The organism is Phocaeicola sp. GP0067, from assembly GCF_031119655.1.
Lineage (GTDB): Bacteria > Bacteroidota > Bacteroidia > Bacteroidales > Bacteroidaceae > Phocaeicola > Phocaeicola vulgatus.
On sequence record NZ_JAVHZY010000036.1, the window covers coordinates 15,522 to 41,285 of the forward strand.

Annotated in this window: 23 protein-coding genes and 2 pseudogenes; 18 read left to right on the forward strand and 7 right to left on the reverse strand. The window is 38.6% G+C overall.

Annotated elements, in window-relative coordinates; all coding sequences use genetic code 11:
* The first annotated feature begins 11 nt into the window (after positions 1–11).
* From RE317_RS18925 to RE317_RS18945, 5 genes are all read left to right on the forward strand, one after another.
* Positions 12–2,819: a PL29 family lyase N-terminal domain-containing protein gene (locus tag RE317_RS18925; RefSeq protein WP_117889654.1), complete on the forward strand. Its 2,808-nt coding sequence runs from the start codon at positions 12–14 to the stop codon at positions 2,817–2,819.
* A 138-nt stretch (positions 2,820–2,957) separates the two neighbouring features.
* Positions 2,958–3,614 carry a hypothetical protein gene (locus RE317_RS18930; RefSeq protein ID WP_057098919.1) on the forward strand — a complete coding sequence of 219 codons (657 nt, stop codon included), beginning with the start codon at positions 2,958–2,960 and terminating at the stop codon, positions 3,612–3,614.
* Entirely contained in the window at positions 3,565–4,455 is an 891-nt protein-coding gene (locus tag RE317_RS18935; protein ID WP_032939066.1) for an NUDIX domain-containing protein, read from the forward strand. Before RE317_RS18930 ends, RE317_RS18935 begins: the two co-directional genes overlap by 50 nt.
* Before the next feature lie 7 nt (positions 4,456–4,462).
* The gene (locus tag RE317_RS18940; protein WP_005845478.1) at positions 4,463–5,305 is read left to right on the forward strand and encodes a polysaccharide biosynthesis protein; all 843 of its coding nucleotides are present in this window, start codon (positions 4,463–4,465) and stop codon (positions 5,303–5,305) included.
* A gap of 106 nt (positions 5,306–5,411) precedes the next feature.
* Positions 5,412–5,666 (forward strand): hypothetical protein, encoded by a 255-nt coding sequence (locus tag RE317_RS18945; protein ID WP_008668323.1) that lies wholly within the window; start codon positions 5,412–5,414, stop codon positions 5,664–5,666.
* A 79-nt stretch (positions 5,667–5,745) separates the two neighbouring features.
* Here the strand turns inward: RE317_RS18945 and RE317_RS18950 are convergent, their stop codons facing one another.
* A complete protein-coding gene (locus RE317_RS18950) occupies positions 5,746–6,810 on the reverse strand; it encodes a M20 family metallo-hydrolase (protein WP_005849513.1) in 1,065 nt (354 codons plus the stop codon).
* Between the two features lie 213 nt (positions 6,811–7,023).
* Here RE317_RS18950 and RE317_RS18955 point away from each other — a divergent pair, with 213 nt between their 5' ends.
* The 6 genes from RE317_RS18955 (at position 7,024) to RE317_RS18980 (ending at position 14,003) form a co-directional block, all read left to right on the forward strand.
* Positions 7,024–8,829, forward strand: coding sequence for a long-chain fatty acid--CoA ligase (locus tag RE317_RS18955; protein ID WP_008668322.1), 1,806 nt, complete (start codon positions 7,024–7,026; stop codon positions 8,827–8,829).
* 57 nt (positions 8,830–8,886) lie between these two features.
* On the forward strand, positions 8,887–10,002 hold the full coding sequence (gene prfB / locus RE317_RS18960; protein WP_005845487.1) for a peptide chain release factor 2: 1,116 nt from the start codon (positions 8,887–8,889) through the stop codon (positions 10,000–10,002).
* A 92-nt stretch (positions 10,003–10,094) separates the two neighbouring features.
* Complete coding sequence (locus RE317_RS18965) at positions 10,095–10,226, forward strand: hypothetical protein (RefSeq protein ID WP_005845490.1); 132 nt, start codon at positions 10,095–10,097, stop codon at positions 10,224–10,226.
* Between the two features lie 70 nt (positions 10,227–10,296).
* On the forward strand, positions 10,297–10,767 hold the full coding sequence (locus RE317_RS18970; protein ID WP_005845492.1) for a CYTH domain-containing protein: 471 nt from the start codon (positions 10,297–10,299) through the stop codon (positions 10,765–10,767).
* 89 nt (positions 10,768–10,856) lie between these two features.
* A complete protein-coding gene (locus RE317_RS18975) occupies positions 10,857–13,331 on the forward strand; it encodes a TonB-dependent receptor (protein ID WP_008668321.1) in 2,475 nt (824 codons plus the stop codon).
* A 168-nt stretch (positions 13,332–13,499) separates the two neighbouring features.
* Positions 13,500–14,003 carry an RNA polymerase sigma factor gene (locus RE317_RS18980; protein WP_005845496.1) on the forward strand — a complete coding sequence of 168 codons (504 nt, stop codon included), beginning with the start codon at positions 13,500–13,502 and terminating at the stop codon, positions 14,001–14,003.
* An 80-nt stretch (positions 14,004–14,083) separates the two neighbouring features.
* Here the strand turns inward: RE317_RS18980 and RE317_RS18985 are convergent, their stop codons facing one another.
* Positions 14,084–14,470, reverse strand: a complete 387-nt coding sequence (locus RE317_RS18985) for a VanZ family protein (protein WP_005849507.1) — start codon at positions 14,468–14,470, stop codon at positions 14,084–14,086.
* Between the two features lie 95 nt (positions 14,471–14,565).
* On the opposite strand from RE317_RS18985, the gene RE317_RS18990 reads away from it, so the two are divergent.
* Both RE317_RS18990 and RE317_RS18995 read left to right on the forward strand, forming a co-directional pair.
* Complete coding sequence (locus RE317_RS18990) at positions 14,566–15,930, forward strand: sodium-dependent transporter (protein WP_008668319.1); 1,365 nt, start codon at positions 14,566–14,568, stop codon at positions 15,928–15,930.
* A gap of 7 nt (positions 15,931–15,937) precedes the next feature.
* The gene (locus tag RE317_RS18995; protein ID WP_005849503.1) at positions 15,938–16,840 is read left to right on the forward strand and encodes a helix-hairpin-helix domain-containing protein; all 903 of its coding nucleotides are present in this window, start codon (positions 15,938–15,940) and stop codon (positions 16,838–16,840) included.
* Here the strand turns inward: RE317_RS18995 and RE317_RS19000 are convergent.
* On the reverse strand, positions 16,837–18,255 hold the full coding sequence (locus tag RE317_RS19000; RefSeq protein WP_005845506.1) for an alkaline phosphatase: 1,419 nt from the start codon (positions 18,253–18,255) through the stop codon (positions 16,837–16,839). The two genes, RE317_RS18995 and RE317_RS19000, sit on opposite strands and share 4 nt — an antisense overlap.
* A 303-nt stretch (positions 18,256–18,558) precedes the next feature.
* Between RE317_RS19000 and RE317_RS19005 the strand changes: the two genes are divergently transcribed.
* Positions 18,559–19,059, forward strand: coding sequence for a hypothetical protein (locus tag RE317_RS19005; protein WP_005845508.1), 501 nt, complete (start codon positions 18,559–18,561; stop codon positions 19,057–19,059).
* Positions 19,060–19,800: 741 nt separating this feature from the next.
* Here the strand turns inward: RE317_RS19005 and RE317_RS19010 are convergent.
* The 4 genes from RE317_RS19010 to RE317_RS19025 form a co-directional block, all read right to left on the reverse strand.
* On the reverse strand, positions 19,801–20,997 hold the full coding sequence (locus RE317_RS19010; RefSeq protein ID WP_005845033.1) for a hypothetical protein: 1,197 nt from the start codon (positions 20,995–20,997) through the stop codon (positions 19,801–19,803).
* Positions 20,998–21,009: 12 nt separating this feature from the next.
* Entirely contained in the window at positions 21,010–21,357 is a 348-nt protein-coding gene (locus RE317_RS19015) for a helix-turn-helix domain-containing protein (protein WP_008668313.1), read from the reverse strand.
* A gap of 44 nt (positions 21,358–21,401) precedes the next feature.
* On the reverse strand, positions 21,402–22,775 hold the full coding sequence (locus RE317_RS19020) for a helix-turn-helix domain-containing protein (RefSeq protein ID WP_008668311.1): 1,374 nt from the start codon (positions 22,773–22,775) through the stop codon (positions 21,402–21,404).
* 77 nt (positions 22,776–22,852) lie between these two features.
* On the reverse strand, positions 22,853–23,692 hold the full coding sequence (locus RE317_RS19025; RefSeq protein WP_008656803.1) for an AraC family transcriptional regulator: 840 nt from the start codon (positions 23,690–23,692) through the stop codon (positions 22,853–22,855).
* Between the two features lie 110 nt (positions 23,693–23,802).
* Between RE317_RS19025 and RE317_RS19030 the strand changes: the two genes are divergently transcribed.
* The 4 genes and pseudogenes from RE317_RS19030 to RE317_RS19045 form a co-directional block, all read left to right on the forward strand.
* Positions 23,803–24,399: a sugar O-acetyltransferase gene (locus RE317_RS19030; protein ID WP_005845040.1), complete on the forward strand. Its 597-nt coding sequence runs from the start codon at positions 23,803–23,805 to the stop codon at positions 24,397–24,399.
* A 4-nt stretch (positions 24,400–24,403) separates the two neighbouring features.
* Entirely contained in the window at positions 24,404–25,042 is a 639-nt protein-coding gene (locus tag RE317_RS19035) for an HAD family hydrolase (RefSeq protein WP_005845042.1), read from the forward strand.
* 44 nt (positions 25,043–25,086) lie between these two features.
* A pseudogene (locus RE317_RS19040) lies at positions 25,087–25,327 on the forward strand (hypothetical protein).
* Positions 25,281–25,550, forward strand: a pseudogene (locus RE317_RS19045) (hypothetical protein); the annotation flags it as partial. The pseudogenes RE317_RS19040 and RE317_RS19045, both read left to right, overlap by 47 nt.
* Positions 25,551–25,764: the final 214 nt, after the last annotated feature.

Here is a 25,764-nt window from a genome sequence, read left to right on the forward strand (position 1 = left end):
GTTTTTCTATTATGAACAAAAAGTTTTTAAGTGCAATCCTGTTCGGAGCCTTAATGGTGACCTCGACAGGAACATTTGTGTCTTGTAAGGACTATGATGATGACATTGACCGCATCGACAAGGAATTGAGCGAAGTCAAGGAAACCATTGCAAGTCTTGACTCGGCAATTAAGGCAGGTAAATTCGTTCAGTCATGTAATGAGGTTACCGGTGGATATGAACTGGTTTTCACTGACGGTTCCAAAATTACTATCAAGAATGGTACGAATGGAACAGATGGAGCAGCCGGTACTACTGTTATCCCTGAATTCCGTGTGGAAGGCAATTACTGGCAGGTCAGCACAGATAAAGGTGCTACTTGGGTGGATGTGAAAGATACCGAAGGTAACAAAGTTCCGGCCAGAGGTCAGGATGGTGAAGCTGCCGGTTCAAACGTGTCTTGGGTGACAGTGGATGGTGTGGAATACATCAAGATCGGTGACAAAGTTACTGATTTGAAGCAGAACAATGAATTTCCTAACATTGCTGTAGATGCTGAAAGCAAGACTGTAATCGTGACTATCGACGGTCAGAACTATACTTTGCTGCAGGAAGGTTCTGCATTCAAAGGGTTACAGACTGTAGTTTACAGAAAACAGGCTGTTGATGATGCCAGTGATGTTTGTTATGCTTATAATGTATATAATACAGATAATGAATTGTTTGCAGCTGTTCCTGCTTATGCTTCTTTCAAGGTTTATCCAGGTGATTTCTCATTGGACAATGCTAAATTCTCGTTCGTTGATACATACAAATTGAGTCGTAGTGTAGAACCGGCTTTGGTATATATGGATGGTTCGGCTACTTTAGCAAACGGAGTATTGAAACTTGCCATGATACCTAATGAAGGAATAAGTGAAGGAACAGTAGTTGCAACTTCTTTAGATGTAACTATGTATGGTCAATACACTTCTGCTTCTGATTACTTTACAGTAGGAAGAACAAATGTTACTACTGATAATATCAAGAACGCATTCACTTCCACTACCGTAACAGGTAACAATTATCCGAAGATTATTACTGAAGGATGGAATGCTTATGATGGATATGATTTTGGTAAATTCAACTATCAAGGTACTTACAATGTAAATGATTCTATTGATGTTTATATTCAAAGTGCTAAGGTTTGGGTAAAAGAAACAGGTATTGTTTATGAAAAGGCTTTCAGACTGTTGGATCAGAATGAAGAATACACTTTTAAGGGTCAAACTATTAAGACTCATCAAGGTATCTTTGAACTGAAAGATAATGTCTTGTCTGTGAAATCAACTAACCAAGCTTCTGCTATTGATGAATATGCAGCTATTGAAGTAACTACTACTGTTAAGGCTCAAGAAGAAGGAATTAAAGATTATGAGATAAAGAATGTAGTATTTATCAAAGCAGTTCGTCCTGCTGTTAATCCTAACTTCTCAACTGTTGCTTTGAAACCGTTGAACGCTACAGACAACTTCACATTTACTTACAATAGTGCAAAATCTCAAGTTATCACTTTGGATGTTCGTGACTTTGAAAATGCTATCGAAGGACGTGATGTTGTTTCATATAACAATACGGTGTATTCTACTTTTGTTCAATTGTATATACCTGAATATGACACAGCCAACAAGTTGGTAGGTTATACTAACAAGTCTAGTCAATGTTTCAATTCCTTCTGGAATGTACGAAATCAAGATGTAACTGAAGTTGCTAAATATTTTGAAGATAATGCCATTGTAAATGAAGCTGTTCTCTACTATAAGAATGGTGGAAATAATGCAGATAAAGATTCTTTATTCTTAATTTTGACACCAGGTGCTGGTCAGAAACAAATCAAGAAGGCTAATTTGTTGATGGGGTCAATCTATTCATATAATAACTATGATTGGAACAGTGACTATGATATGGTGATGACCGATGGTATCAACACTCCTTACGGTGTTTACAACAAGTATGAGAATAAACTGTTCAAGGTTACAATCAACGACTTCTCTGTAACTTATACATTCGATTGTCCGATTAAGGATCAGTATAAGAACCGCATTATCATGGGTGAATGGGTTAAGAGTGGAGCAAATTACACAGACTTCATTATGCAATCTCAGGTATTTGACGAAATGTATGATGTTGTTCCTGAAGATGCTATAGTGAAATTTGATATGGCTTCAAAGAACCAGAACGCTTATGTTCAGGAAATGATGAAGAGTGGTGATATCAAGTGGGCTACTACTAACCAGATTGTATTTACTCCACGTGTAGATTTGGCTAAGGTTGGCAAACTGAAAGTTGATATTTACGATATTACAGCAGGTGATACTGATTCTAAACGTGTACTCTTCGATACAGAAGAATGGACTGTGCAAACACCGATCTTGGCATTCTCTGATGTTGTTGACTTGAAGTATAACAATCCTGCATTAGCAACTGGTGAACAAATTAATCTCTTTGATTTGATTAATGGCTTGAAAGTTGCTGCTGACAAGAAGAAATGGACAGATTTGACTTTGAAAGATGCTGTTGGTAATAAGTTGGTAGTATATGATGGAGCCAATGATCTTGCTAAAGCAGAACCTATTGCAGCTACATTGTATCAGAAGGACTCTGAATCTACAGGTGTTAAAGTTGATATCTCTGAAGCAGACAAGGCTGAATACAGCTATGCTAACGGTATCCTTACTTGGAATGGCGAACCTACAGGTACTGTTTATGAGCATGATGTTCAATTTATCATCACTTATACTCATGACTGGGGTGTTGTAACCAAGACATTCAAGGTAACTGTAACAAGAAAAGTACAGTAAACATTCGGGCTAAGATAGGAAGTATAGTTTAAATTTGATATGCTTTCTTCTTGATAACCTCAAGCGAGGAGGGGATATGAATCTGATAACAGAGGAATATCCTCTCCTTTTTTATTATAAAAATAGATTCTTGATATAATGACGAAATTAGTTCGATGCGGTATAAACTTTTATGCGGATGTAGATAATAAAAAAGCGGTAAATGATAGGGATGCCTTGCAGAACACTAAATTAATGGAACATTATACTCACCTTCTTGGTCAATTACAGTATGAAGGAGCTGGTATCTGGAGCCGTTTTAATATTATGTTCGGAATAAATGTTTCTTTATTCGGATTGGAAACCGTCTTGTTTAACTCTATATGTCAAACTTCTGAATATCTGACATTTATTATTGCATTTGGCGGATTGTCATTTTCAATATGGTCTATTTACGTAATGCAGAGATTATGGAGTTATCATGAGCACTGGAAGAATATGTTATGTGAAGCGGAAAAGGCTTTTCCGGATGAGTATGTGAAACTTTTCACAAAGATTCCTTCTAATTTGAAAAGAGAGAAAAAGTCTTGGGAGTTATGGCTGAAATCATACACCCAACCTTTTTTTGCCATATTGTCTCTTATTTGGTTGCTTATTATGGTGTTAAACCATGCTATTTATACTGATATGCTGAATAAGGAAAATATTATTCATCACGTGGGTGTGGTGAAAATACAACAGAATGAAAATTTAAACAATAATGAAGATGAAAAAGATGATGGATTCGACTACTGTGATTATTACTACAACAGATAATAGAGTATTGTTGCAAAAAAGAGATGAGAACCCGGATATAGAGTACTCCGGATATTATTCTCTTGTTTCTGGCTACCTTGAGGAGGAGGAAACCCCTCTAGATGGCATTATCAGAGAACTGAAGGAAGAATTTGAACACAAGAAATCCCAAAAGGTGCATTTTAGTTCTATAACCTATTTGGGGTCTGAGTATAGAGCAGACTATGATAGATGGGAATATATTCATCATACTTATTTGATGGACGATGCAGCGGATATCCGTATTTTGGAAGGTGAATCTTTTGTCTTGCTGGATATGGATGAGTGTTTGAGATTGGAGAACCTTGCTCCTCATCATAAGTTGTTTTTATTAAAATATCGTGCCGGATTATGTAAAATTGACGTGCGTGAGCAATCAAAAAAAATGTTTGATGAAATAACTGTCAGGGATTTGATAAGAGTGGAATCCGTAGGAGATGTGAAAAATTATAGCTTGCTGGAGGCGGGGACTGGTTTTGTAATTGGCGAGGATACTACTTTGAGTGCTTCAATTCCAGCGGTGGAAGCCGCTAAATATATAGGATTCTTGCAATTCGTCCCAAAGGTTCTTAGAGGCAATCATTATCATTTTAGAAAGGTGGAATATATGCTTATTTTACAGGGGCGTATGCATGCCACTTTTCAGAAATATGATGATAGTGAGGCTGTAATAGAAGAGATTTGGGAAAAGGGGGATTTGGTACGGACTTTACCGGGGTGCGTCCATACATTAACAGCTTTAGGAGAGTCGAATGTGTTGACTATTGAGTTTTCTCCACAGCCTTATGTTGCGAGGGATGTGTTGATGAATGATAAAAAATAGCTTGAGTATGGGAACCATTGCAGTAACGGGGGCTACCGGTTATTTGGCTGAGAAATTGATAGAACGGTTGATTACCCAAGGACATACTATTCATGCGATAGCCAGGAATGAAGGAAAACTGATTGCTCTGAGGGAGAAATTTAAAAGCGTTCAAATCTTTCCATGCCCCGTTGAAGATTATCTTTTATTGAAAAAGGCATTGAATGGTTGTGATGGGATATTTCATTTGGCTGCGTTTAAAGATGTCATTTTGGCAAAAGAACATCCTCTGAAAGCTGTTCAGACTAATATTCTTGGTACGTTGAATCTTCTTAAAATAACTGTTGAGGAACAGAACATAAAATTTATTCTGGCAACAAGCACTGATAAAGCTGTTCAAGTTTCAGGAACGTATGGGGCTACTAAATTGCTTATGGAGAATCTTTTTGGGGATTTTGAGCAAATAAACGGATCGAATTGCGCTTATAGGATAGTTCGTTATGGAAATGTATTGCATTCTACAGGGTCTGTTTTGGTAAAATGGAAGTATGCATTAGAAAATAGGAAGGAGCTTATATTGACAGATCCTGAAGCTACCCGGTTTTTTATTACGTGGGAACAGGCAATAGATGTTATTTTTTCCTGTTTAAATGACGCTCAAAGTGCGGAACCGTTTTATCCGCCTGATATGAAATCGATAAGCTTAGGAATTTTATTGGAACTCACAATAAGAAAGTATGCTAAAACTGTTCCTGACATCAGAGTTATCGGTTTACAAAAAGGGGAAAATAAGCACGAATGTATCACGGCAGACTTAAGCAGTGAATATGCTGAAAGATGGAATAATGAGGAATTATTAAACCTTATCTAGAAAATACTATGAATGATAGATAGTTAAATCTTTCTTTTAAGACGGGGAATTGCAGTATATTGATTACTTTTGTCCTGTATCATAACTTATTAAACCTCGGATAGATATGGGAACAGAAGGCATACAGGATAAATACATCAACCCTTATGCCGATTTCGGCTTCAAGTTGCTTTTCGGCACGGCAATGAACAAGGAACTTTTCGAGGCTGCCGAGATAGCTAAGTTCAATCCTAAGGAATTAGGCGAGTATTGGGAAAGTTTGAAGAATTTCCGTGATTGGTACAGTGTGATGTCCACCCAGTTGAAGAAGGTCTTGAGCAAGGTCGTAAGGAAGAATGCTTCAAGAATGCAAAAAAAATGAAACAGGCCGGTATTGCATTTGATGTAATTGCACAGGTTACCGGTCTGTCTATAGGGGAAATAGCGTCTTTGTAAGTCGTTTACAGCACCAGTCCGTCCAGCATCTCGATATAAAGCCTTATTGCTTCCTCAATTTCCGAAACCATGATATATTCATCAGCCGTATGTGAACGGGAGGACTTTCCCGGACCGATTTTGACAGACGGGAACTTCATCAACGCCTGATCGGACAAAGTAGGAGAGCCGAAAGGTACACGTCCTAGTTTTACCGCGCGTTTCACAAAGGGATGCTCGGCACTGATATGAGATGAGTTCAAGCGGAAAGAACGGGCTTTCGCCTCGCTTTTTAGACGGGCGCTTATTTCTTTGAATAGTTCTTCGTTAGAGTAACATTCATTACTGCGGATATCCACAACGAAAGTACAAGTATCGGGGATGACATTATGCTGCGTGCCGGCATTTATTTGTGTCACGCTCATTTTGACGGGGCCTAGCAGGGAGGATTCCTTCGGGAATTTATAATCACGGAACCACTGAATGTCTTCCAGTACTTTGTAAATAGCATTCACTCCTTCATTGCGTGCGGCATGTCCGGCTTTTCCGTATGCGGTAACATCCAGCACCATCAATCCCTTTTCGGCAATGGCAGGCTGCATTTCTGTCGGTTCACCCACTATGCCCAAGGTGATGGGAGGTAGTTGGGGCAATACGCTTTCTATTCCGTTTTTTCCGGAAACTTCTTCTTCACATGAGGCAAGAAAGATCAGATTGTATGCCTGCTCGGTTGTAGAGAGATGGCGGTACACCTGAAATAAGGATACTACACTGGCGCCGGCGTCATTACTTCCCAAACCGTAAATCTTTCCGTTTTCGGCTTTCGGAGTGAAAGGATGTTTCCGCCATCCGTTTACCGGTTTTACGGTATCGATGTGGGAATTTAGTAAAATAGTCGGTTTGTTGAGGTCGAACATCGGACTGATACACCAAATGTTGTTGCCCGAACGACCGGTCATGATACCTGTTTCTTCAATATAGTTCTGCAGAAAGTCGGCGGCAGCTTCTTCTTCCCGGCTCAATGAGGGGATACCGATTAACGAATTCAGCAATGTGGTTGCTTCGGAAGTGTAATATTCTATATCAATCATCTTGATTTTAATAATTTAATGTGTTGCAAAGATACTATTTTTGCGTGGTAAACGGTGATGAAAAAAGTAGGTAATTAAGTTAGATATGCAACTAAAACTTTCGGCTGATTTCTTCTAACTCTTTGACTGGTTGGGAAAATTAATGCCTGTTTATAGAGGATAATTCCAAATTAAACGATAACTTTGCCGATGAATTAAAAATAAATCTTTGGAATGAGTAGTTCTTTCTTATCTGTCCTGATACAACGTCAGGCAGGGAAATATGGTGATCGTGTAGCGTTGCGTTACCGCGATTATAAAACAGAAACATGGATTCCGGTTTCTTGGAACCAGTTTGCCGCAACTGTAAAAACAGTTTCGAATGCATTGATAGAATTAGGTATAGGCATACAGGAAAATATAGCAGTTTTTTCTCAAAATAAACCGGAATGTCTGTATGTGGACTTTGGAGCTTTTGGGGTACGGGCTGTTACTGTACCATTTTATGCTACCAGTTCCGAGGCGCAGGTACATTATATGGTAGGTGATGCCGAAATACGTTATATCTTTGTAGGTGAACAGTTGCAATATGATGTGGCGTTCCGGGTTATGCAACTGGGAAGCCAACTGAAACAGATTATAATTTTCGACAAGGATGTAAAACGTGATGAGCGGGACCAGACTTCCATTTATTTTGATGACTTTCTGAAATTGGGCGAGGCGCATCCGCATCAAGCTGAGGTAGACAAGCGTACTTCAGAGTCGGGTAATGGTGATCTTGCCAATATTCTTTATACCAGTGGAACAACCGGAGACAGCAAGGGGGTGATGTTGCATCATTCTTGCTATGAGGCGGCCATTCCGGCACACGATGAACGTTTCCCTCAATTGGGTGATCAGGATGTGATTATGAATTTCCTTCCTTTTACTCATGTGTTTGAGCGTGCATGGACTTGCTGGTGTCTTTCGATGGGGTGTACTTTGTCTATCAACTTGCGTCCTGCTGATATCCAGAAGACAATAAAGGAGATCCGTCCTACGGCTATGTGCAGTGTTCCCCGTTTCTGGGAGAAAGTGTATGCCGGCGTGCAAGAAAAAATCAATGAGACAACCGGATTGAAAAAGAAGTTGATGCTGGATGCTATTAAAGTGGGACGTGAACATAATTTGGAATATGTGTACAAAGGGCTGACTCCTCCGCCTGTATTGCACATGAAATATAAATTTTATGAGAAAACGATCTATAGCTTGTTGAAAAAGACTATTGGCATTGAAAACGGGCGTTTCTTCCCTACTGCCGGTGCGGCTATTCCGCCGGCTGTACAGGAGTTTGTTTTGTCGGTGGGAATTAATATGGTAGCCGGTTATGGATTGACGGAATCTACTGCAACGGTTGCTTGTGAGAATGATAATGACCATGTGGTTGGTTCGGTGGGGCGTATCATGCCTCATGTGCAGGTCAGAATAGGGGAGAATAACGAAATAATGCTACGTGGTGAGGGAATCACTCATGGCTATTATAAAAAGGAAGCTGCTACGAAAGCAGCGTTTACTGAAGACGGATGGTTCCATACCGGTGATGCGGGTTATATAAAAGATGGGCATTTGTTCCTTACAGAGCGTATCAAGGACTTGTTTAAAACTTCAAACGGGAAGTATATCGCTCCTCAAGCCATTGAAGCCAAATTGGTGGTAGACCGTTATATCGATCAGATTTCTATTATTGCCGATGAACGTAAATTTGTTTCTGCTTTGATAATTCCTGAATATAAACTGGTGAAAGAGTATGCCGCAAAAAAAGGTATTCGCTATGAAAGTATGGAGGAACTGTTGCAGAAACCGGAAATTATCGATTTGTTTAAAGAGCGGATTGATACACTGCAGCAGCAGTTTGCACATTATGAACAGATCAAGAGGTTTACCTTGTTGCCCCATCCTTTCAGTATGGAACGTGGTGAACTGACCAATACGTTGAAAATAAAACGTAATGTGCTGAACAAGAACTATGCTGCCGAAATAGAAAAGATGTACGAAGAATAATGGGAAAATGAATAGATTTCCACTATCTTTGCACCCTAAAATGCAAAAATTCTCAAGATGATAACAATAGAGCAACTGAAAGACGTAAAAGAACGTACTGCGGCACTTGAAAGATATCTGGACATAGAAAATAAACTGGTTCAGGTGGAAGAAGAACAACTGCGTACGCAGGCGCCCGGTTTTTGGGATGATGCCAAGAAAGCAGAAGCACAAATGAGGAAGGTGAAAGATCTGCAAAAATGGATCGACGGTTACCGTGAGGTAAAGACGATGGCAGATGAACTGGAATTGGCTTTTGACTTTTGTAAAGATGATTTGGTTACCGAAGAAGAAGTGGATGCAGCGTATCAAAAGGCTGTCACTGCGGTGGAGGCATTGGAACTGAAGAATATGCTTCGCCAGGAGGCCGACCAAATGGATTGTGTATTGAAAATTAATTGCGGTGCCGGTGGTACTGAAAGTCAGGATTGGGCTTCCATGCTGATGCGTATGTATATGCGTTGGGCGGAGACCAATGGCTATAAAGTGAGCGTGGCTAACCTTCAGGATGGGGATGAGGCCGGAATCAAGACGGTGACTATGAATATTGAGGGCAGTTTTGCATATGGTTATCTGAAAGGTGAGAATGGAGTCCACCGCTTGGTGCGCGTGTCTCCTTATAATGCTCAGGGGAAACGGATGACTTCTTTTGCTTCTGTGTTTGTAACGCCGTTGGTGGATGATAGTATTGAAGTGACAATTGAACCTGCCCGTATGTCTTGGGATACTTTCCGTTCGGGAGGGGCCGGCGGACAGAATGTGAACAAGGTGGAATCAGGAGTACGTCTGCGTTATCAATATAAAGATCCGTATACCGGTGAGGAAGAGGAAATCTTGATTGAGAATACTGAAACCCGTGACCAGCCGAAGAATAAGGAAAATGCGATGAGACAGTTGCGTTCAATTTTATATGATAAGGAATTGCAGCACCGCATGGAAGAACAGGCCAAGGTGGAGGCAGGCAAGAAGAAGATTGAATGGGGATCACAGATACGCAGTTATGTCTTTGATGACCGTCGTGTGAAGGATCATCGTACTAATTTTCAAACTTCGGATGTGAACGGAGTGATGGATGGAAAGATTGATGGCTTTATCAAGGCATACTTGATGGAGTTTTCCGGTTCGGAGAATTAGTAAATTCTTCGTAATTTATTTGTTTTCTTCTAGAAACTTTGTACTTTTGGGATATTCAAAAGAGATGGTTTAATCTTAAAAATGAAATACTTATGGGAAAGAATAAGAAAGCTGCTTATAGTAAGCGGGAAGAAGAGAAAGCAAATAGGATTGTAAAAGGTCTGTTCATCGGATTAATTGTATTAGCCCTTGTTATTATGGTAGGCTATGCCATGTATGGATAAAAACGGAAAATAAATAGTGAAGTCCTGCTGAGGTTATTCTCTGCGGGGCTTTTTTATATATTAAAACGCTATGGGACAAGAAATAGAACGAAAATTTTTAGTAAAGGACGACAGTTATAAACTAGAGGCTTATGCACATAGTCATATTGTGCAAGGTTATATCTGTAGTGCTCGTGGAAGAACTGTCCGGGTGCGTATTCGGGATAATAAAGGGTATCTTACTATCAAAGGGGCTTCCAATGACTCCGGTACAAGTCGTTATGAGTGGGAGAAGGAGATCAGTTTGCAAGAGGCCGAAGAGTTGATGAAACTGTGTGAGCCTGGGGTGATTGATAAAATCCGGTATTTGGTGAAAAGTGGAGAGCATATCTTTGAAGTGGATGAGTTTTATGGTGAGAATGAAGGCTTGACTGTAGCGGAAGTGGAATTGAATAGTGAGGACGAATTGTTCAAAAAGCCCCATTTCATCGAAAAAGAGGTAACGGGAGATATTCGTTATTATAATTCTTTTTTAATGAAGAATCCTTATACTCGCTGGTAGATAATATATAGGCTTCTTTAACGTCTGAAAATAAACTACTTGCTATCGTTTACCTACCTTTGCAACAAACATAAACTCATTATTGATATATGAAACACAACATTTTATGGGGCATTATCTTGCTTGTGGCAAGTTTGTCATTTACGGCGAAGGCGCAAAAGGCTGTCCAAGGCCAGTTCTCAGTCAAGGGAGTCTTATTAGATTCTTTGTCTAATGAAGGGGAACCGTATTCTACAATCCGTATTTCATTGAAGAACAATCCTGCAAAGCCGGTGAAACTGGCTGTGACAGGAGCGGACGGCAGGTTTGACGAACGGCTTGCCGTGCCGGGGACTTATCTCATTCATTTTACTTCTGTAGGAAAGTCTCCTGTACAGAAGGAGTTCTCGATATCGGCAAATCGTAGGAATGTTGATTTGGGTAAGATTCTGATAGCAGAAGCGACTGAAATGTTGAAAGGAGTGGAGGTGGTAGCGCAGAAACCTTTGGTAAAGGCGGAAATAGACAAAGTGACGTATAGTATAGAGGATGATCCGGATTCTAAAACCAATACGACTCTTGAAATGCTCCGTAAAGTTCCGCTGGTGACTGTAGATGGAGAGGATAAAATTCAAGTAAACGGTAGCAGTAAGTTTAAAGTGCATGTTAATGGCAAGCCGAATAACATGATGAGCAATAATCCTACCGAGGTATTGCGGAGTATGCCGGCCAATTCCATTAAATCTATAGAGGTTATCACCGAGCCTGGGGCTAAATATGACGCGGAAGGGGTGGCGGGCATCTTGAATATTATCACTATAGGAGCTGGAATGGAAGGATATACGGTGACATTGAATGGTGGTGCAAGCAATATGCGTGTGTATGGTGGCGGTTATGGTACGGTTCAGTCGGGCAAGTTCACTGTTACCGGTAATTATTCTTATAACTACCAGGGATCTCAAAAGGGATTTGAAGATTCATATCGTGAGGATTTCACGTCTCAGGAAAATAAATTTTTGGAGTCGCATCGAAGAAGCAAGAGCTATGGCAATTTTCAATTTGGCAGTCTGGAAGGAAGTTATGAGATTGACACTTTGAATCTGATTAGTTTTTCTATGAATCTGATGACTGGCAATTTTACGAATAAGAGGATTGGAAATACCCAGATGACGAATCATGCCGGTAATCCGGTTTACGGTTACGGTTCTTTGGGGAATAATGAATCGGGCTTTGGCGAAGTGGGAGGCAACATGGATTATCAGCATTCGTTTAAAAAGAAAGGGGAACTTCTTACTTTCTCTTATCGTTTTAGCCATTCCCCCAATAACAGTGAAGCGAATACGGATTATGAGGATACGTTGAATGTTCCTTATCTTTTGCAAAACCAATATTTTAAAAATGATGCCAGCACACAAGAGCATACGGCTCAATTGGACTATACCAATCCGATAAATTCGATACACAGCATTGAAACTGGTATAAAGTATATTTTTCGTAGAAGTAAAAGTGATGGTAAATATTATCTGGCCGATAAAACCGGAGAATATAAGTATGATCAGGATATGAGTACGCAATATGATCATAAGCAGGATATTCTGGCTGCTTATTTGGGCTATCAGCTGAAGTACAAAAAACTCGGTGGAAAGGCGGGAATTCGCTATGAGCATACATTTATGGATGCGGATTATAAAAATAAGGATGAGAAGTTTGATGCTCAGTTTGATGATTTGGTTCCATCCTTGATGTTCTCTTACCAATTGGCTCCTACTCAAAGTTTGAGGGCATCTTATAATATGCGTATCAGCCGGCCGGGTATTTGGTTTTTGAATCCGTTTACTGATACCAGCAACCCTACTGCGATCAGTTACGGTAATCCTGATTTGGAAAGTGAAAAGGCCCATTCGCTTAGTGTTACTTTCGGTAGTTTCTCGCAGAAATTTAATGTAAATGTCAGTGCTAATTATTCTTTTGTCAATAATGGTATAGAGCAATACTCTTTTATAAAAGATGGTGTGATGAATTCTACCTATGATAATATAGGAAAAAGTAAGAATATTAATTTGTCTTTGTTCTTGAACTGGAATATGTCTCCTAAAACCCGCTTTAATATCAATGGACGGGGAGCTTATGTGGATTATAGAAGTTCAGGGCTTGATTTAAAGAATCATGGCTGGGAAGGAAATGTCTTCGGAAGCTTCCAGCAGACTCTGCCTTGGGATCTGCGTCTGAGTCTGAACGGAGGGGGTGGTACTCCGCATATCTCTTTGCAAGGTAAAAGTTCCTCTTTCTATTATTATGCGATAGGGCTCAGTCGTTCTTTCTTGAAGGAAAAGAGGCTGACTATATCTCTTAACTCGTCCAATTTATTTAATAAATATATTACTTTTAAGAATAACATCAATACTCCTACTTTCTGCTCTTCTACTGCTACCAGAATTCCGATGCGTTATTATGGATTTAATATCAGTTGGCGTTTTGGGGAGTTGAAGGCTCAGGTAAAAAAAGCTGCGCGAAGCATTAATAATGATGATTTGAAAAGTGGAGGAGGTAATGCTGGAACCGGTGGAGGGATACCGGCTAATTAAAAGTTAAAACGAAACCACCTGTTAACTGTTAATTTAGGGGGTAAAAACTGTTATTTGATAGTTTATACCCCCTTTGTTGTTAGTTTTTCTGTCGTGACTTTTGCGAGAAGTCGTTAATATTGCAGCAGAAAGCAAAAACAGAAAATAACAATTTAAAAATAGATTAATATGAAGACAGTCGACTTTACACAGCATTTACTAAGTATACAAACCGAATTATTTCGCTTTGCATTTAAATTGACAGCTGACAGAGAAGAGGCTAATGATTTGTTGCAGGAAACTTCACTTAAAGCTTTGGACAACGAAGAGAAGTTTACTCCAGATACGAATTTTAAAGGATGGATGTACACCATCATGCGTAATATATTTATAAATAATTATCGTAAAACAGTGCGTGATCAGACTTTCGTCGATCAGACAGATAACTTGTTCCATTTGAATCTTCCACAGGACTCAGGATTCGATTCTACAGAAGGTGCTTATGATTTGAAAGAGATACATCGTATCGTGAATGCGTTGCCTAAAGATTACCGTGTGCCGTTTGCTATGTATGTATCAGGATTTAAATATAGGGAAATTGCCGAAAAACTGGGACTTCCGTTGGGAACAGTGAAAAGCCGTATCTTTTTCACTCGTCAGAGGTTGCAGAATGATCTGAAAGATTTCCGTTAAGTTGACTCTCTATCTTTATTATATAACTTTGACTTTTATCATCACGCCGACTGTTCGCGAAGAATCGTCGGCGTTTCTTTTTAGGATTTACGCCATATAAGGGGGCGAAGTAAGTAATATCCTATTAAGGCGGCTAGTCCGACTCCAATGCTGTTTGCCAGAAAATCCAGCCAGTCACCGCTGCGGGTATCTGTGCAATAAGCTTGCATCAGTTCGATACACCCGCTCATAGCTACAGGAGCTATGATGCCTCCCCATATTACATGATTCCAATTGATGGCCTTATGATTCCTCAGGTATTCTATCCATAAAATGAAACAGAGTCCTCCATACATGCATATATGCACTACTTTGTCTATGTAGGGGATTTCTTCCACATCTGTTTTAGGAGGAGTGAAAAAGGAAAGATAAAAGATGATAGCTACAATGATCAAGGATACCGGATATTTTCTAAAATAATATAGCATACTTTAATTTTTTTGTGATTCGTCGCAAAAGTACGATTAATTTTATACTTTTGCAGGCTAACCAGTGTTGATTTATAATAATTTGATAGTTTTTTATGCAAAAAAGCGAAAGAGTAAATTTCGGAAGTAAGATTGGGGCTGTTCTGGCGGCGGCAGGTTCGGCTGTAGGACTTGGTAATATATGGAGGTTTCCCTATGAAACGGGAAATCATGGAGGTGCGGCATTTATCTTAGTATACTTGGCGTGTGTTTTTATGTTGGGAATGCCTATTATGATTGCCGAATTCACAGTAGGTCGTCATTCAAAAGCAAGTACGGGACGTGCTTATAAGGTTTTGGCACCCGGAACTCATTGGAAGTGGTTGGGATATTTGGGGGTTTTGGCCGGTTTTCTTATTCTAGGATATTATTCGGTAGTGGCAGGATGGACTTTGGAATATATATTGGAAGCGGGAATGAATGGTTTTGCAGATAAGAAGCCGGAAGATTTTGTGGTTGCTTTCCAGAGTTTTTCGAAGGACCCTGTTCGTCCGCTTATCTGGCTGGTCATCTTTTTATTGGCCACCCATTTTGTTATAGTAAAGGGAGTGAAAGATGGAATAGAGAAATCTTCGAAGGTGCTGATGCCTGTTTTGTTTGTACTGATAGTAGTTTTGGTGGGGTGCTCATTGTCGCTTCCCAATGCGGAAAAAGGTTTGGAGTTTCTGCTGAAGCCTGATTTCAGTAAAGTGAACGGAGATGTTTTCTTAGGGGCTATGGGGCAGGCGTTCTTTTCCTTGAGTTTGGGAATGGGATGTCTTTCAACCTATGCTTCTTATTTTGGGAAAGAAACCAAACTGGGAAATACGGCTCTGAGTGTCGGTGTGATTGATACTTTTGTGGCTGTCTTGGCCGGATTGATTATTTTTCCGGCGGCCTTTTCTGTAGGTATCCAGCCGGATGCGGGACCATCATTAATTTTTATTACATTGCCTAATGTTTTTCAGCAAGCTTTTAGCGGTGTGCCGATATTAGCTTATATTTTCTCGGTGATGTTCTATGTCTTGTTGGCTTTGGCTGCATTGACTTCTACTATTTCTCTACATGAAGTGGTGACGGCTTTTCTGCACGAGGAATTCAATTTAACTCGTGGCCGTGCTGCTAGATTGGTCACTTTCGGGTGCATTATAATTGGAGTCATTTCTTCCTTGTCATTGGGAGTTATGCAGAAATATACGCTGTTTGATAAGGGATTCTTTGACTTACTTGATTTTGTCACTGCAAAAATAATGCTTCCTTTGGGTGGCTTGCTGGTATGTATCTTTGTAGGATGGTATTTGAAACGTTCCGTTTCTTATGAAGAATTGACCAATGGGGGAAAACTGAAAGCAGGTCTTTTCAATCTGTATATCTTCTTGTTGAGATACGTGGCACCTGTGGCTATCATTTTGATTTTTATCAATGAATTAGGGCTAATTTAGAATTGTAATGTGGAAAGACTTCTTCTATTTTTCGAAAAGCGAACGCAGAGCTATACTTTTTTTGTTGACTTTGCTTTTCATATTTATGTGTATATGGGTTCTGTTTCCAGTAAAGGAAGAGTCTTTGGAACAGGATCAAGAGGGGATAGAAGAAATAAAAAACTTTCTGGCCGGAGTACATGAGATGGAGGAGAAGGAATCTCTGCGATATTCCTATGATAAGCCTAAAAGAAGAGAGGTGGTATTGGCTGCTTTTGATCCAAATTCAGCCGATTCCATCGAATTTTTGCAACGTGGATTGCCTCCTTTTATTGCACATACTATTTTGCAATACCGGAGAGCCGGCGGTAAATTCAGGACAGCGGATGATTTCTCTCGTGTTTATGGCTTGTCGTCCGAGAAATTTAATATGTTAAAACCTTATATCCAGATATCAGAGGCTTTTCGGCGGAAACAGGATACATTGCACTTTATCAAAAAGGCGGAGAAAGATACGTTGGCGGTTTATAAATATCCGGAAGGAACTTTAGTCGATTTGAATGAAGCGGACACTACCGAGTTGAAAAAGATTCCGGGAATAGGCAGTGGCATTGCACGCATGATTGTGGCTTACCGGAAACGTTTGGGAGGTTTTTATGATATGGCTCAGTTGAAGGAAGTGAACTATGTAGATGAGGATATGTTGAGATGGTTTAAACTCGGAAATGCACCAATTCATCGGATAAATGCCAATAAGGCCGGGCTTGACAAACTTCGCTCTCATCCTTATATGAATTTTTATCAGGCAAAGGTAATTATAGAATATAGGAGGAAAAAGGGAAAATTAAAAAGTCTTTCCCAGTTATCCTTGTATGAGGAATTCACTGAGAAAGACTTGGAACGTTTGTCGCACTATCTTGCTTTTGATTAATTGTTGGGATAACCAGCAGCTTCTGCTATTTTTACCGGAATTTCGGTATTGTCAATGCGACCTTGGAATAGTTGGGCGCCGGCTCCGATAGCGAATACGGGTACATAACCTCCAGAGTGCCCACCACTGGTCCAACCTACCAGAGCGATGTCATCCAGAATTCTTTTGGCCTCAGCTGCCAAAGGTTCGTCTTGTTGATATTCACTTTTGGTCAAATCTATCTCTTTACCGCTAAATGATTCATCATATACTTTCTTCAGGGATGCTTCTTGCTTTTCATTCAATTGAATACTATCCCAAAATCCGAAATTATCCTTCAATGATTGCTTGATAACTTCCCAAGGTACTTGATTCTTGTATTTTTTTCTTAATTCGTTTACAATTTTAGTATATCCGCTTTCACTTACTTTTTGTGATTTTAAAGCTTGCAGGTTCAAAGTATACGGACCTTTTCCTAAAACGATTCCTCCGGTTTCGTGGTCGGCTGTTACTACAATCAGGGTTTCATCAGGATGTTGTTCATAGAATTCGTAAGCAACTTTTATGGCATTGTCCATATCCATTACTTCGTGGAATACGGTAGCGGCGTCGTTGCTGTGGCAAGCCCAGTCTATTTTACCTCCTTCAACCATCAGGAAGAACCCTTTTGATAGATCTTTAGACAGGAAATTGATTCCGGCACGGGTGATTTCAGTTAAAGTCATATCGCCTTTTTTTCGATCGATAGCATAGGGGATAGCACTATTGTCTGTTGCTGTCGCAGGTTGTAAGAGAATCAGTTTGTCCGATTTTTTTGCTTTTTTCTGATAGTCCTTGTAGCCACGGGCTATGGTATATCCGGCTTTGTCCACCAGTGTGTACAGACTTTCTGAATTTGAACCGGCGGCTTTTTTGTTGGTGGGATCTAAAAAGTCTGATCCTGCATAGAAATCGAAGTTGGCATCAATCAAATCCAGACCCACGTTGTAATAGCTGCTTCTTTGTCCTTGGTGTGCGTAAAAAGCAGCCGGTGTGGCATGGTCTACGCTGACACTGGTACTGATACCTACACGGCAACCTTTATTTTTTGCCCAAGAAGCAACACTGTTAACTTTGGTTTCCAGATCCTTTTTCACACCTAATGCGCCATTTTTTGTTTTGTTTCCCGTAGCAAGTGCTGTTCCTGCAGCGGCCGAATCTGTCACTCCGTTGGTTGCCGAGAAAGTAGTGGCTATGGTTGCATAAGGAAATTGGGTGAATAATAACGGAGTCACACCAATTTTGCCTTCCAACTCTCCACGATACATCTCTGTTCCTAAAACTTGGTTAACACCCATTCCATCTCCGATGAAATAAAATACATACTTTGCTTGCTGTGCCTGTACAAAAAGAATGGACAGGAATACAAATACAATAATAAACGATAGTTTTTTCATATTAATTGAGTTAATGACATTTTTTTCAGCCTAGCAAATATAGGGAAAAAAGACTTTTTATCGGTACTTCTTTCTTGAATAATTGAGATTTAATGGCCAAATACTTTTTTTGCAATAAGTTTGTAAATGAAATGTTTTTGGGGTGTAATATAAAAAATCTGTTTGGGAGTAGGGAAGCCCGTATTTTATACTATGCATCTGTTTGCTTTCGACATGGATATTGCATACAGATAATTGCTTCAATATTAGTGATTATTAATTATAAATCTTATATTTGTCTAATCTAGAGTCAGTAAATAAAGTATGGGAGAATTTATAAATGTATTAGTGTCAAAAGGGAAAAGCAATTTGATACCGGAAAAAGATAACCTGTATGGACAGTTTGTCGGTGAATGGGATTTTGAATGGGTTGATAACCAAGGTACAACAGGCGAAAGACATGTTCAGGGAGAGTGGATATTCGCTTGGGTGCTGGAAGGGACTGCAATTCAAGATGTGTTTATTTGCCCTTCGCGTAAGGCACGGATTAAAGATTATCAACCGGATGCAGCTTATGCGACTGCGGTACGTATGTATAATCCTAATACAGAGGCATGGGATATTTTATATACGGAATTAGGAGGGGCTACACAACTGGAAGGAAAAAGAGAAGGAAACAGGATTGTTCAGACGGAAATTAATGAGAAGAATATACAGTGGGTGTTTTCAGAAATTACAACGACTTCATTCCGTTGGCAACGTATGGTAAAACGTCCGGATGGTACTTGGGAAACTGAAGCTGAACTTTTTGCCGTTCGTCGATGATTAAGATGTATATTATATAAGTTTGAGAATATTGCAGCCTAAAATAGACTTGTTGTAGTAGAAGCTTAGAGGTGATTTGACGAGTTTATAAAGAATGTGTGAATGATAAACAACTTCAGAACCGCTTTCTTGCATTTAGCGGAGAAAATATATTCAAACTAAATCCTGCTAGCTATACGCAGGAAAAGATGTGGGCAGGTATATGGAATCTTTGCGTAAGAATCTTTTTGCTTATACTCTTGATGATGCTCCCGAAGATGTTCGGGAACTCTATAAAGATGAATTCATCCAGCTTTATGCTTCAAGTATAAAGTGTTTTTTTAATATGCATCAAATTGGGATTTATATCGGGAAGGAGTAGTTTTGCTCCAAGACTTAATCAAATATGGAGGCAGGTCAGAAGTGGATAAAGTTATAATCGAGCGGAAAGCTCGTATACCTCGTCATCCAGTCTATATTGCCGTATTTTGTGTTTTGTGAGAAAATAAAAATCCTGATTCCGGGAATCAGGATTTTACTGTCTTTTTTTCTTCAAGGTGGTGCTACCAGCAACCGAAAACGGGTTGTTATGACACTATCTTTCAGTAAGTTGTATCTTTGCTACGATGTAAGTCCCTTGAATAAGGTTTTCACAGCTTTGCACCGTTCAACACAAGTTTGTATCTTGGGTACGATTTCTGAATGCAAAGATAAGTATTATTATATGAAAGCAATATTTTGCTCTTCATAATTTGAATACGGTTATCGTTTTTTCTTCCAATAAGGTTTAGTCCAAAAAGAGTACCCTGAATTGCGATAGCTTCGTTCTGGAACAGCAGCCTGTAATATTCGATCCATATCATAAGAATTGAGATAATTGTCCTTTTTAGCTATGAAAGGATCAAGCCAATCAGCTTTCTCTCTAGCCCATTGTATCTTTGCTAGCAGTTCATCATCAGTTTCACCATCTTCAATTGCATGGTTCTCAAATGCATTAATATATTCTCTTAAAATATTAGTTTTTCGAAAACGTTCAGCAGAGTATAATAGGTCTTTAAAGTCTTCTAGCTCTTTTCTTTTCTCTTCTTCGAATTCTTCTCTTTTTCGTTCTTCTTCTTTACGTCGCTTTTCTCTCTCTTCTGCTTCAATACGTTCTGTCTTTCTATTATCTGCTTCAATCTCTAGGTATGCTACTATACTAATTATTTTATCTTCGATTTTAGTATAAGCCGTATCATGAACTAGTGTTGGGCTATGAAAGCTCGAACTATGATAAATATAAAACTGTAATTCGCCAGAAAAGATATTATTATTGTTATCACAGCGATTACTGCTATTAGGATTTTGCTTTTTTCTTTCAGTTAATCTTATTTGAATTTCCTCACCATCAACAATGGCATAGGTCTGATTGTCTTTGCATTTAATACTATGTCCTCTAAAAATTAAGCCTTTTATAATTGTATCAAAAATAGATAGTGCTCTATCTAGCATATTCTCAGAAACATAGAGGTCTAACGTTTCTCTTATTTTACTTTTATAGGGATTTTTCTTTAAATATTGATTTTCTGATCGCTGTCTGAATTTTTCTTTTGTGTCGATTATTAGAGGATTTTTAGCATATAAGACTTCTGGAACCTTAAAGCATGAAATATCACCACTGCAAATTTCCAGTTCACGTTGCTTGTATGGATTTACGGATTTCTCCATTTCTACTTTAGGTTCTTTGGCTTCTTGAAGTGTTGTTGATTGAGTTGCGTTTGTTTCCTCTTGTTGGAACGGTAGAGGTGTGACTTGCTTACCATATTTCAGTTTTGCCCAATACCCCAAAGGTGGTGTGGGTATATTCATCGATTTACAGCGTTTTCTTAAACCATTATCTGAAAGACCAAAACGTTTACATATGGTTGTCATTGGCTCAGACCATACTAAGTCATATAATTCTTTGCGTGTCAGTTCCATACTGATTGAGTATTAGTAGTTTCTCTTTGATGTATATTTTTCTTGTAGAGTAGCAACACGTTCCTTCTCAACCCATTTAATTAATTCGTCCTCAAAGAAATAAACTTTGTTTCCTTGTATATAATGAGGTATGGTTCGGTTTCTGACCATTTTATTGATGCCATTTTTAGTTTGATTTAGAATTTGACATGCTTTTTCAATATTTATAGGTCTGTGCTTATCAACCCCTAAACCTAATTGTGACTCTATATGTTCAAGTAAAACTCTCATTTCAGCAATTTCATTTATAAGATAATTTACTGCTTTAGGAGTGTTTTGCAAAGTCAACTCCTCTTTATTGATTGTTTCATCAGTATTCATATGCCAAACAGTTATATTGATTAATAATGCTATGATAATGTAGCTTACTGTTGATTTATAATATAATACCCCCCCGTTTTTTGTGCCCCCCTAAACTCAATTAAACCTGATTTAACTAAAGAATTTAAGTGGCGTTTTGCTGTTGGAATACTTTTCTTTATTAATTCTGCAATCTTGGACGAATTGAGTCCAGGATATTTCTGGATTATCTTTAAAACTTCTTTCTCCTTGCTATTTACAGTATCATTTACAGTATCATTTACAGTATCATTCTTGATACTGATACCTCTTTTGAATATAACCGTAAACATCCCGTCCGTATGAAAATCAGGCTCAGGAAGATTGGCTTCTTTCATAGCTTCTTGCATACGGGGAATGCCGGATGCCACCCTTTCAACCAAATGCATACGGGTAAACAATCCAAAGATTAATGGGTTGCGTGTCATGCTCTTGTGTCCGAAATCTTTAGCTACGATAGGCAAAAGCCCTCCGGGATTAGAAACCTCTACTCGGTCATCAAACATTTCTATTGTAATGGTTGCTCCCTGTTCGTAATAATCACGATGTGAGAGAGCGTTAATAATGGCTTCTTTAAACACAGTAAGAGGAATTTCCCAAATTTCTTCTCTTGGTCCTGCTCCCTCAATTTTATAAGCTACTTGCAGTTTACTTTCTAGCCATGCCATAGCCTGCAAATATTGTTGGTATAGTGGACCGCCAAAGGTTTTATCATCAATGATATATACTTTGGTTGTTCCTTTGAAAAGGACACATCTTGTTACTGCGTGTGGAAACTTTCGTTCAGGTTGTTTCCCAAAGAACATGGCTGCTCCATTCTTGGCTACTCCGTTATCCGTAAACAGTTCCAAATTCTCAAATATCTGTTTGTTGGCAGTCGATGGACTTAGCTTTGCTTCCGTGCGAAAGTCTTTTATCGCTTGTTCATCTGCATCTGTGTAAATGTTGAACCACGAACAAGGGATAGCATCAAAAAATATTTTGTTGCATTCCTGAAAGAAACTGCGCATTTCTTCGACAGTACGAAGTTTCTGTGAGTTTGCTCCCTCACGCACAAAGATAGAACCGGAAAATATATAAGGTTTATCTTTCCCTGATGGAACATCAATTACCCAAACTGTCTTATCCTCGATATTTACCGCATACATATCACAATGGAGAGCTGGAGATATTTCACTGATAGAGCCTTGAATGGCTGAACGTTTGTCATTTTCCAAACCTGTACCAATAATCTGTCCGTTATCATCTACGCCGATAAGCAAATATCCTCCGTCAGCATTAGCGAAAGCGCAAATTTCCTCTGTTAGTTCACGAACTTTTAAAGGTACACGAACTTTAAACTCTACATTATAGCCTTCTCCGCTATCGATAAGTGATTGTATGGTTTCTGTATTTGTCATAGACATCTATAAATATAATGCAAAAATAGTCATTTCTATTGTTTTAATAACTCTAAAAACAAGGATATATATATGGTTTACTTCAAATTGTTCTTTCTGAAATTAGAGGGGCTGCATCCTCTATACTTTTTGAAAAACTTATTAAGATGGCTTTCATCGGTAAATCCCAATTCTTCAACGATTTCACAAATTCTCATTTGACTATGTAATAATCTATTTTCTACTAACTTTAGTTTGTAGTTTAAAATGTATTGCTGCATAGTTTCATTAGTATGTTTTTTGATATATCGTCCTAAATAATTCTCCGAAATGCCAAAATGTTGGCTTATATCTTTTGCTCTGATTTTACCTGTTTTATAGATGTTTGCTTGAATATACTGCAATATGTCAAGCGATTTGTCCTCAGAGCATTCATCCACCTGTTCAGGCAAGAACATTGCGATATTGCGTGCTACCACAATAATAATCGTATTAATTATTTGTGTTATAATCTCCTTGCTGTATAAATTTCGGTTAATATATTCCCTGATAATCGCTTCAATCATGGGTTTCACCAATAGCTTATCTACTTTATTTCTTAGTATACAACCGGGTTGATGATTAGCATGTTGAAGAATAAACTCCAGTCTTTGGATATTTTCAGCACCGAAAACAGAAGAATGTATATATATGTCGTTAAACTTGATGTCGACAAACTTAGTTGTTGTATGGATTTCGAAAGAATGCGTATCTCCGGGAGTAATCATAAACAAATGTCCGTCATGATAAGGAAACATATTGTTGTTAATCCATTGGATGCCTGTTCCTGAAAGAATATATACTAATTCAAAAAAGGTATGTTCATGCTCTTTTAGCAAGGATTCGTCAAGCTCGCTAAAACTAATTTCGAATGGTTGATGTAGGTTTTCTCTTTTCATGCCATAAATATAGCCCTAAAAAACGGATTAATACCAAAATAACGAAAAATAATACCTAAAATTAGCCGAAAAATCGGTATAACTTTGCAATATATTTAAAATTATAGCTTATGAAAACTGAAATGGAAAAATGTTTGGCAGGTGAATGGTATGATTGCCACGACCCGTTTTTTATGGATTTGAAAAGTAAAGCTCATCACTTGTTGATGAAATATAATTCTTTGCCGTATGAACAAAAGACTGAAAAATATGCCGTACTAAAGGAAATGTTTGGAAGTATAGGCGCAAATGTTTCTGTCGGTCATTCGTTTATATGTGATTATGGATGCAATATACATATCGGTGATAATGTCACCGTAAATACTGGTTGTACATTTGTCGATTGCAATAAGATTACCATAGGGAACAATGTGCTGGTAGCACCTAATGTACAAATCTATACGGCAACTCACCCGGTAGAGTTTAATGAACGACTTGTATTGACAGAAACCCCGGATGGCTGTAAGTATGTCCGTCGAACTTTTGCCCTCCCTGTCATGATAGAGGATGGCTGCTGGATTGGCGGTGGAGTAATTATTTTACCGGGAGTGACAATAGGGCAAAAATGTGTGATTGGTGCAGGAAGTGTTGTAACCAAAGATATTCCGGCAAATAGCTTGGCGGTAGGAAATCCTTGCCGGGTGATACGGAAAATCAATCAAATGTAAGGTTATGATTAAATTAGTAGCCTTTGACTTAGACGGTACAATCGGAGATACAATTCCCATGTGCCTCAAAGCCTTAAAAAAGGCAGTAACTCCCTATGTTACTCTTAATGATGTATCCGAAAATGATATTTTAGAAACTTTTGGACTAAATGAAAAAGGGATGATAAAAAAACTTGTTGGTTATAATTGGGAAAATGCTTTGGATGACTTCTACGTGATATACGAACAAATGCATATAATGTGCCCTCGTCCTTTCGACGGTATAACAGAACTGATTGAGAAGTTAAAAAAGAAATCTATTCTTATTGCTTTGGTTACAGGAAAAGGAGAAAAGAGCTGTGCGATAACATTACGTCAATTTAATATGGACACGTGTTTTGATAAAGTAAAAACTGGAAATCCTTTCAAAAATAATAAAGCAGAGAATTTTAGGGAACTGCTCGCAGATTATAAATTACAACCGGATGAAATGATATATATAGGTGATACAGTTTCAGATATTGTGTCTTGTAGGGAAGTTGGAATACGATGTTTATCTGCTTCATGGATAACTTCTTGCTTAGATGCACAAAAATTAGAAGCTCACAATGCTGGGAATGTTTTTTATTCAATAGCTTCACTTGAATGCTATTTAATGGGATGACAAATATATGTGCTTAATAAAAAAACATTTAGTATTTCTATTGTATGAACAAAATATCAGATTTGAGTTTCTTTCGATTATTATCGGAATGCTCACAACGTAAAGTTTTCGGTATCAGAGTTTATGGAAGCTATTGAGGAATTGGCTATTCATTTGGCTGATTTCAGTATCAGCGAACAGGATAATAGCGTTTTATTACGCTATTTTTCATTCGGATTACATAGACTTAAATCGTATCATGTACGGTTTGAGCAAGAAAAAAATGCCTTATTTGTATCCCATTGATGAAGCGATTGGGCTACTGAACAATGAAATACGCCTTGTGGAATGGCGTATCAAGTACCCGGAGCAATTCAAATCACACTTTAACAAACAACCTTTTTCCCCTCTTTATTTGGCAGACAAAACAAATCTGATTGATATAATGGAAATTATCAGCGGTTTATTCCTTTCCAAACATATCGTCTATAAAAATGATAAACCTACTTTCTTGTCCGACTTGTCTAAAGTTACAGGCGCATAATCTATGTTTACTGCCTTTTTCATTTTTTCTATTTCTTCGTTCATTGTACCGAGCAGGGTACGCATTTCCGTCTCTTTTCCGAATACCCGTTTCAGGAGAAGTTTTGTCTTCAGAATGAAGAACGGGTCAGCGGATTTTCCGGGTTGGCAAGCTTTCTTTTAAGCGTATAGCCTAGCCAGTCTGAACATGAAGAACTTCA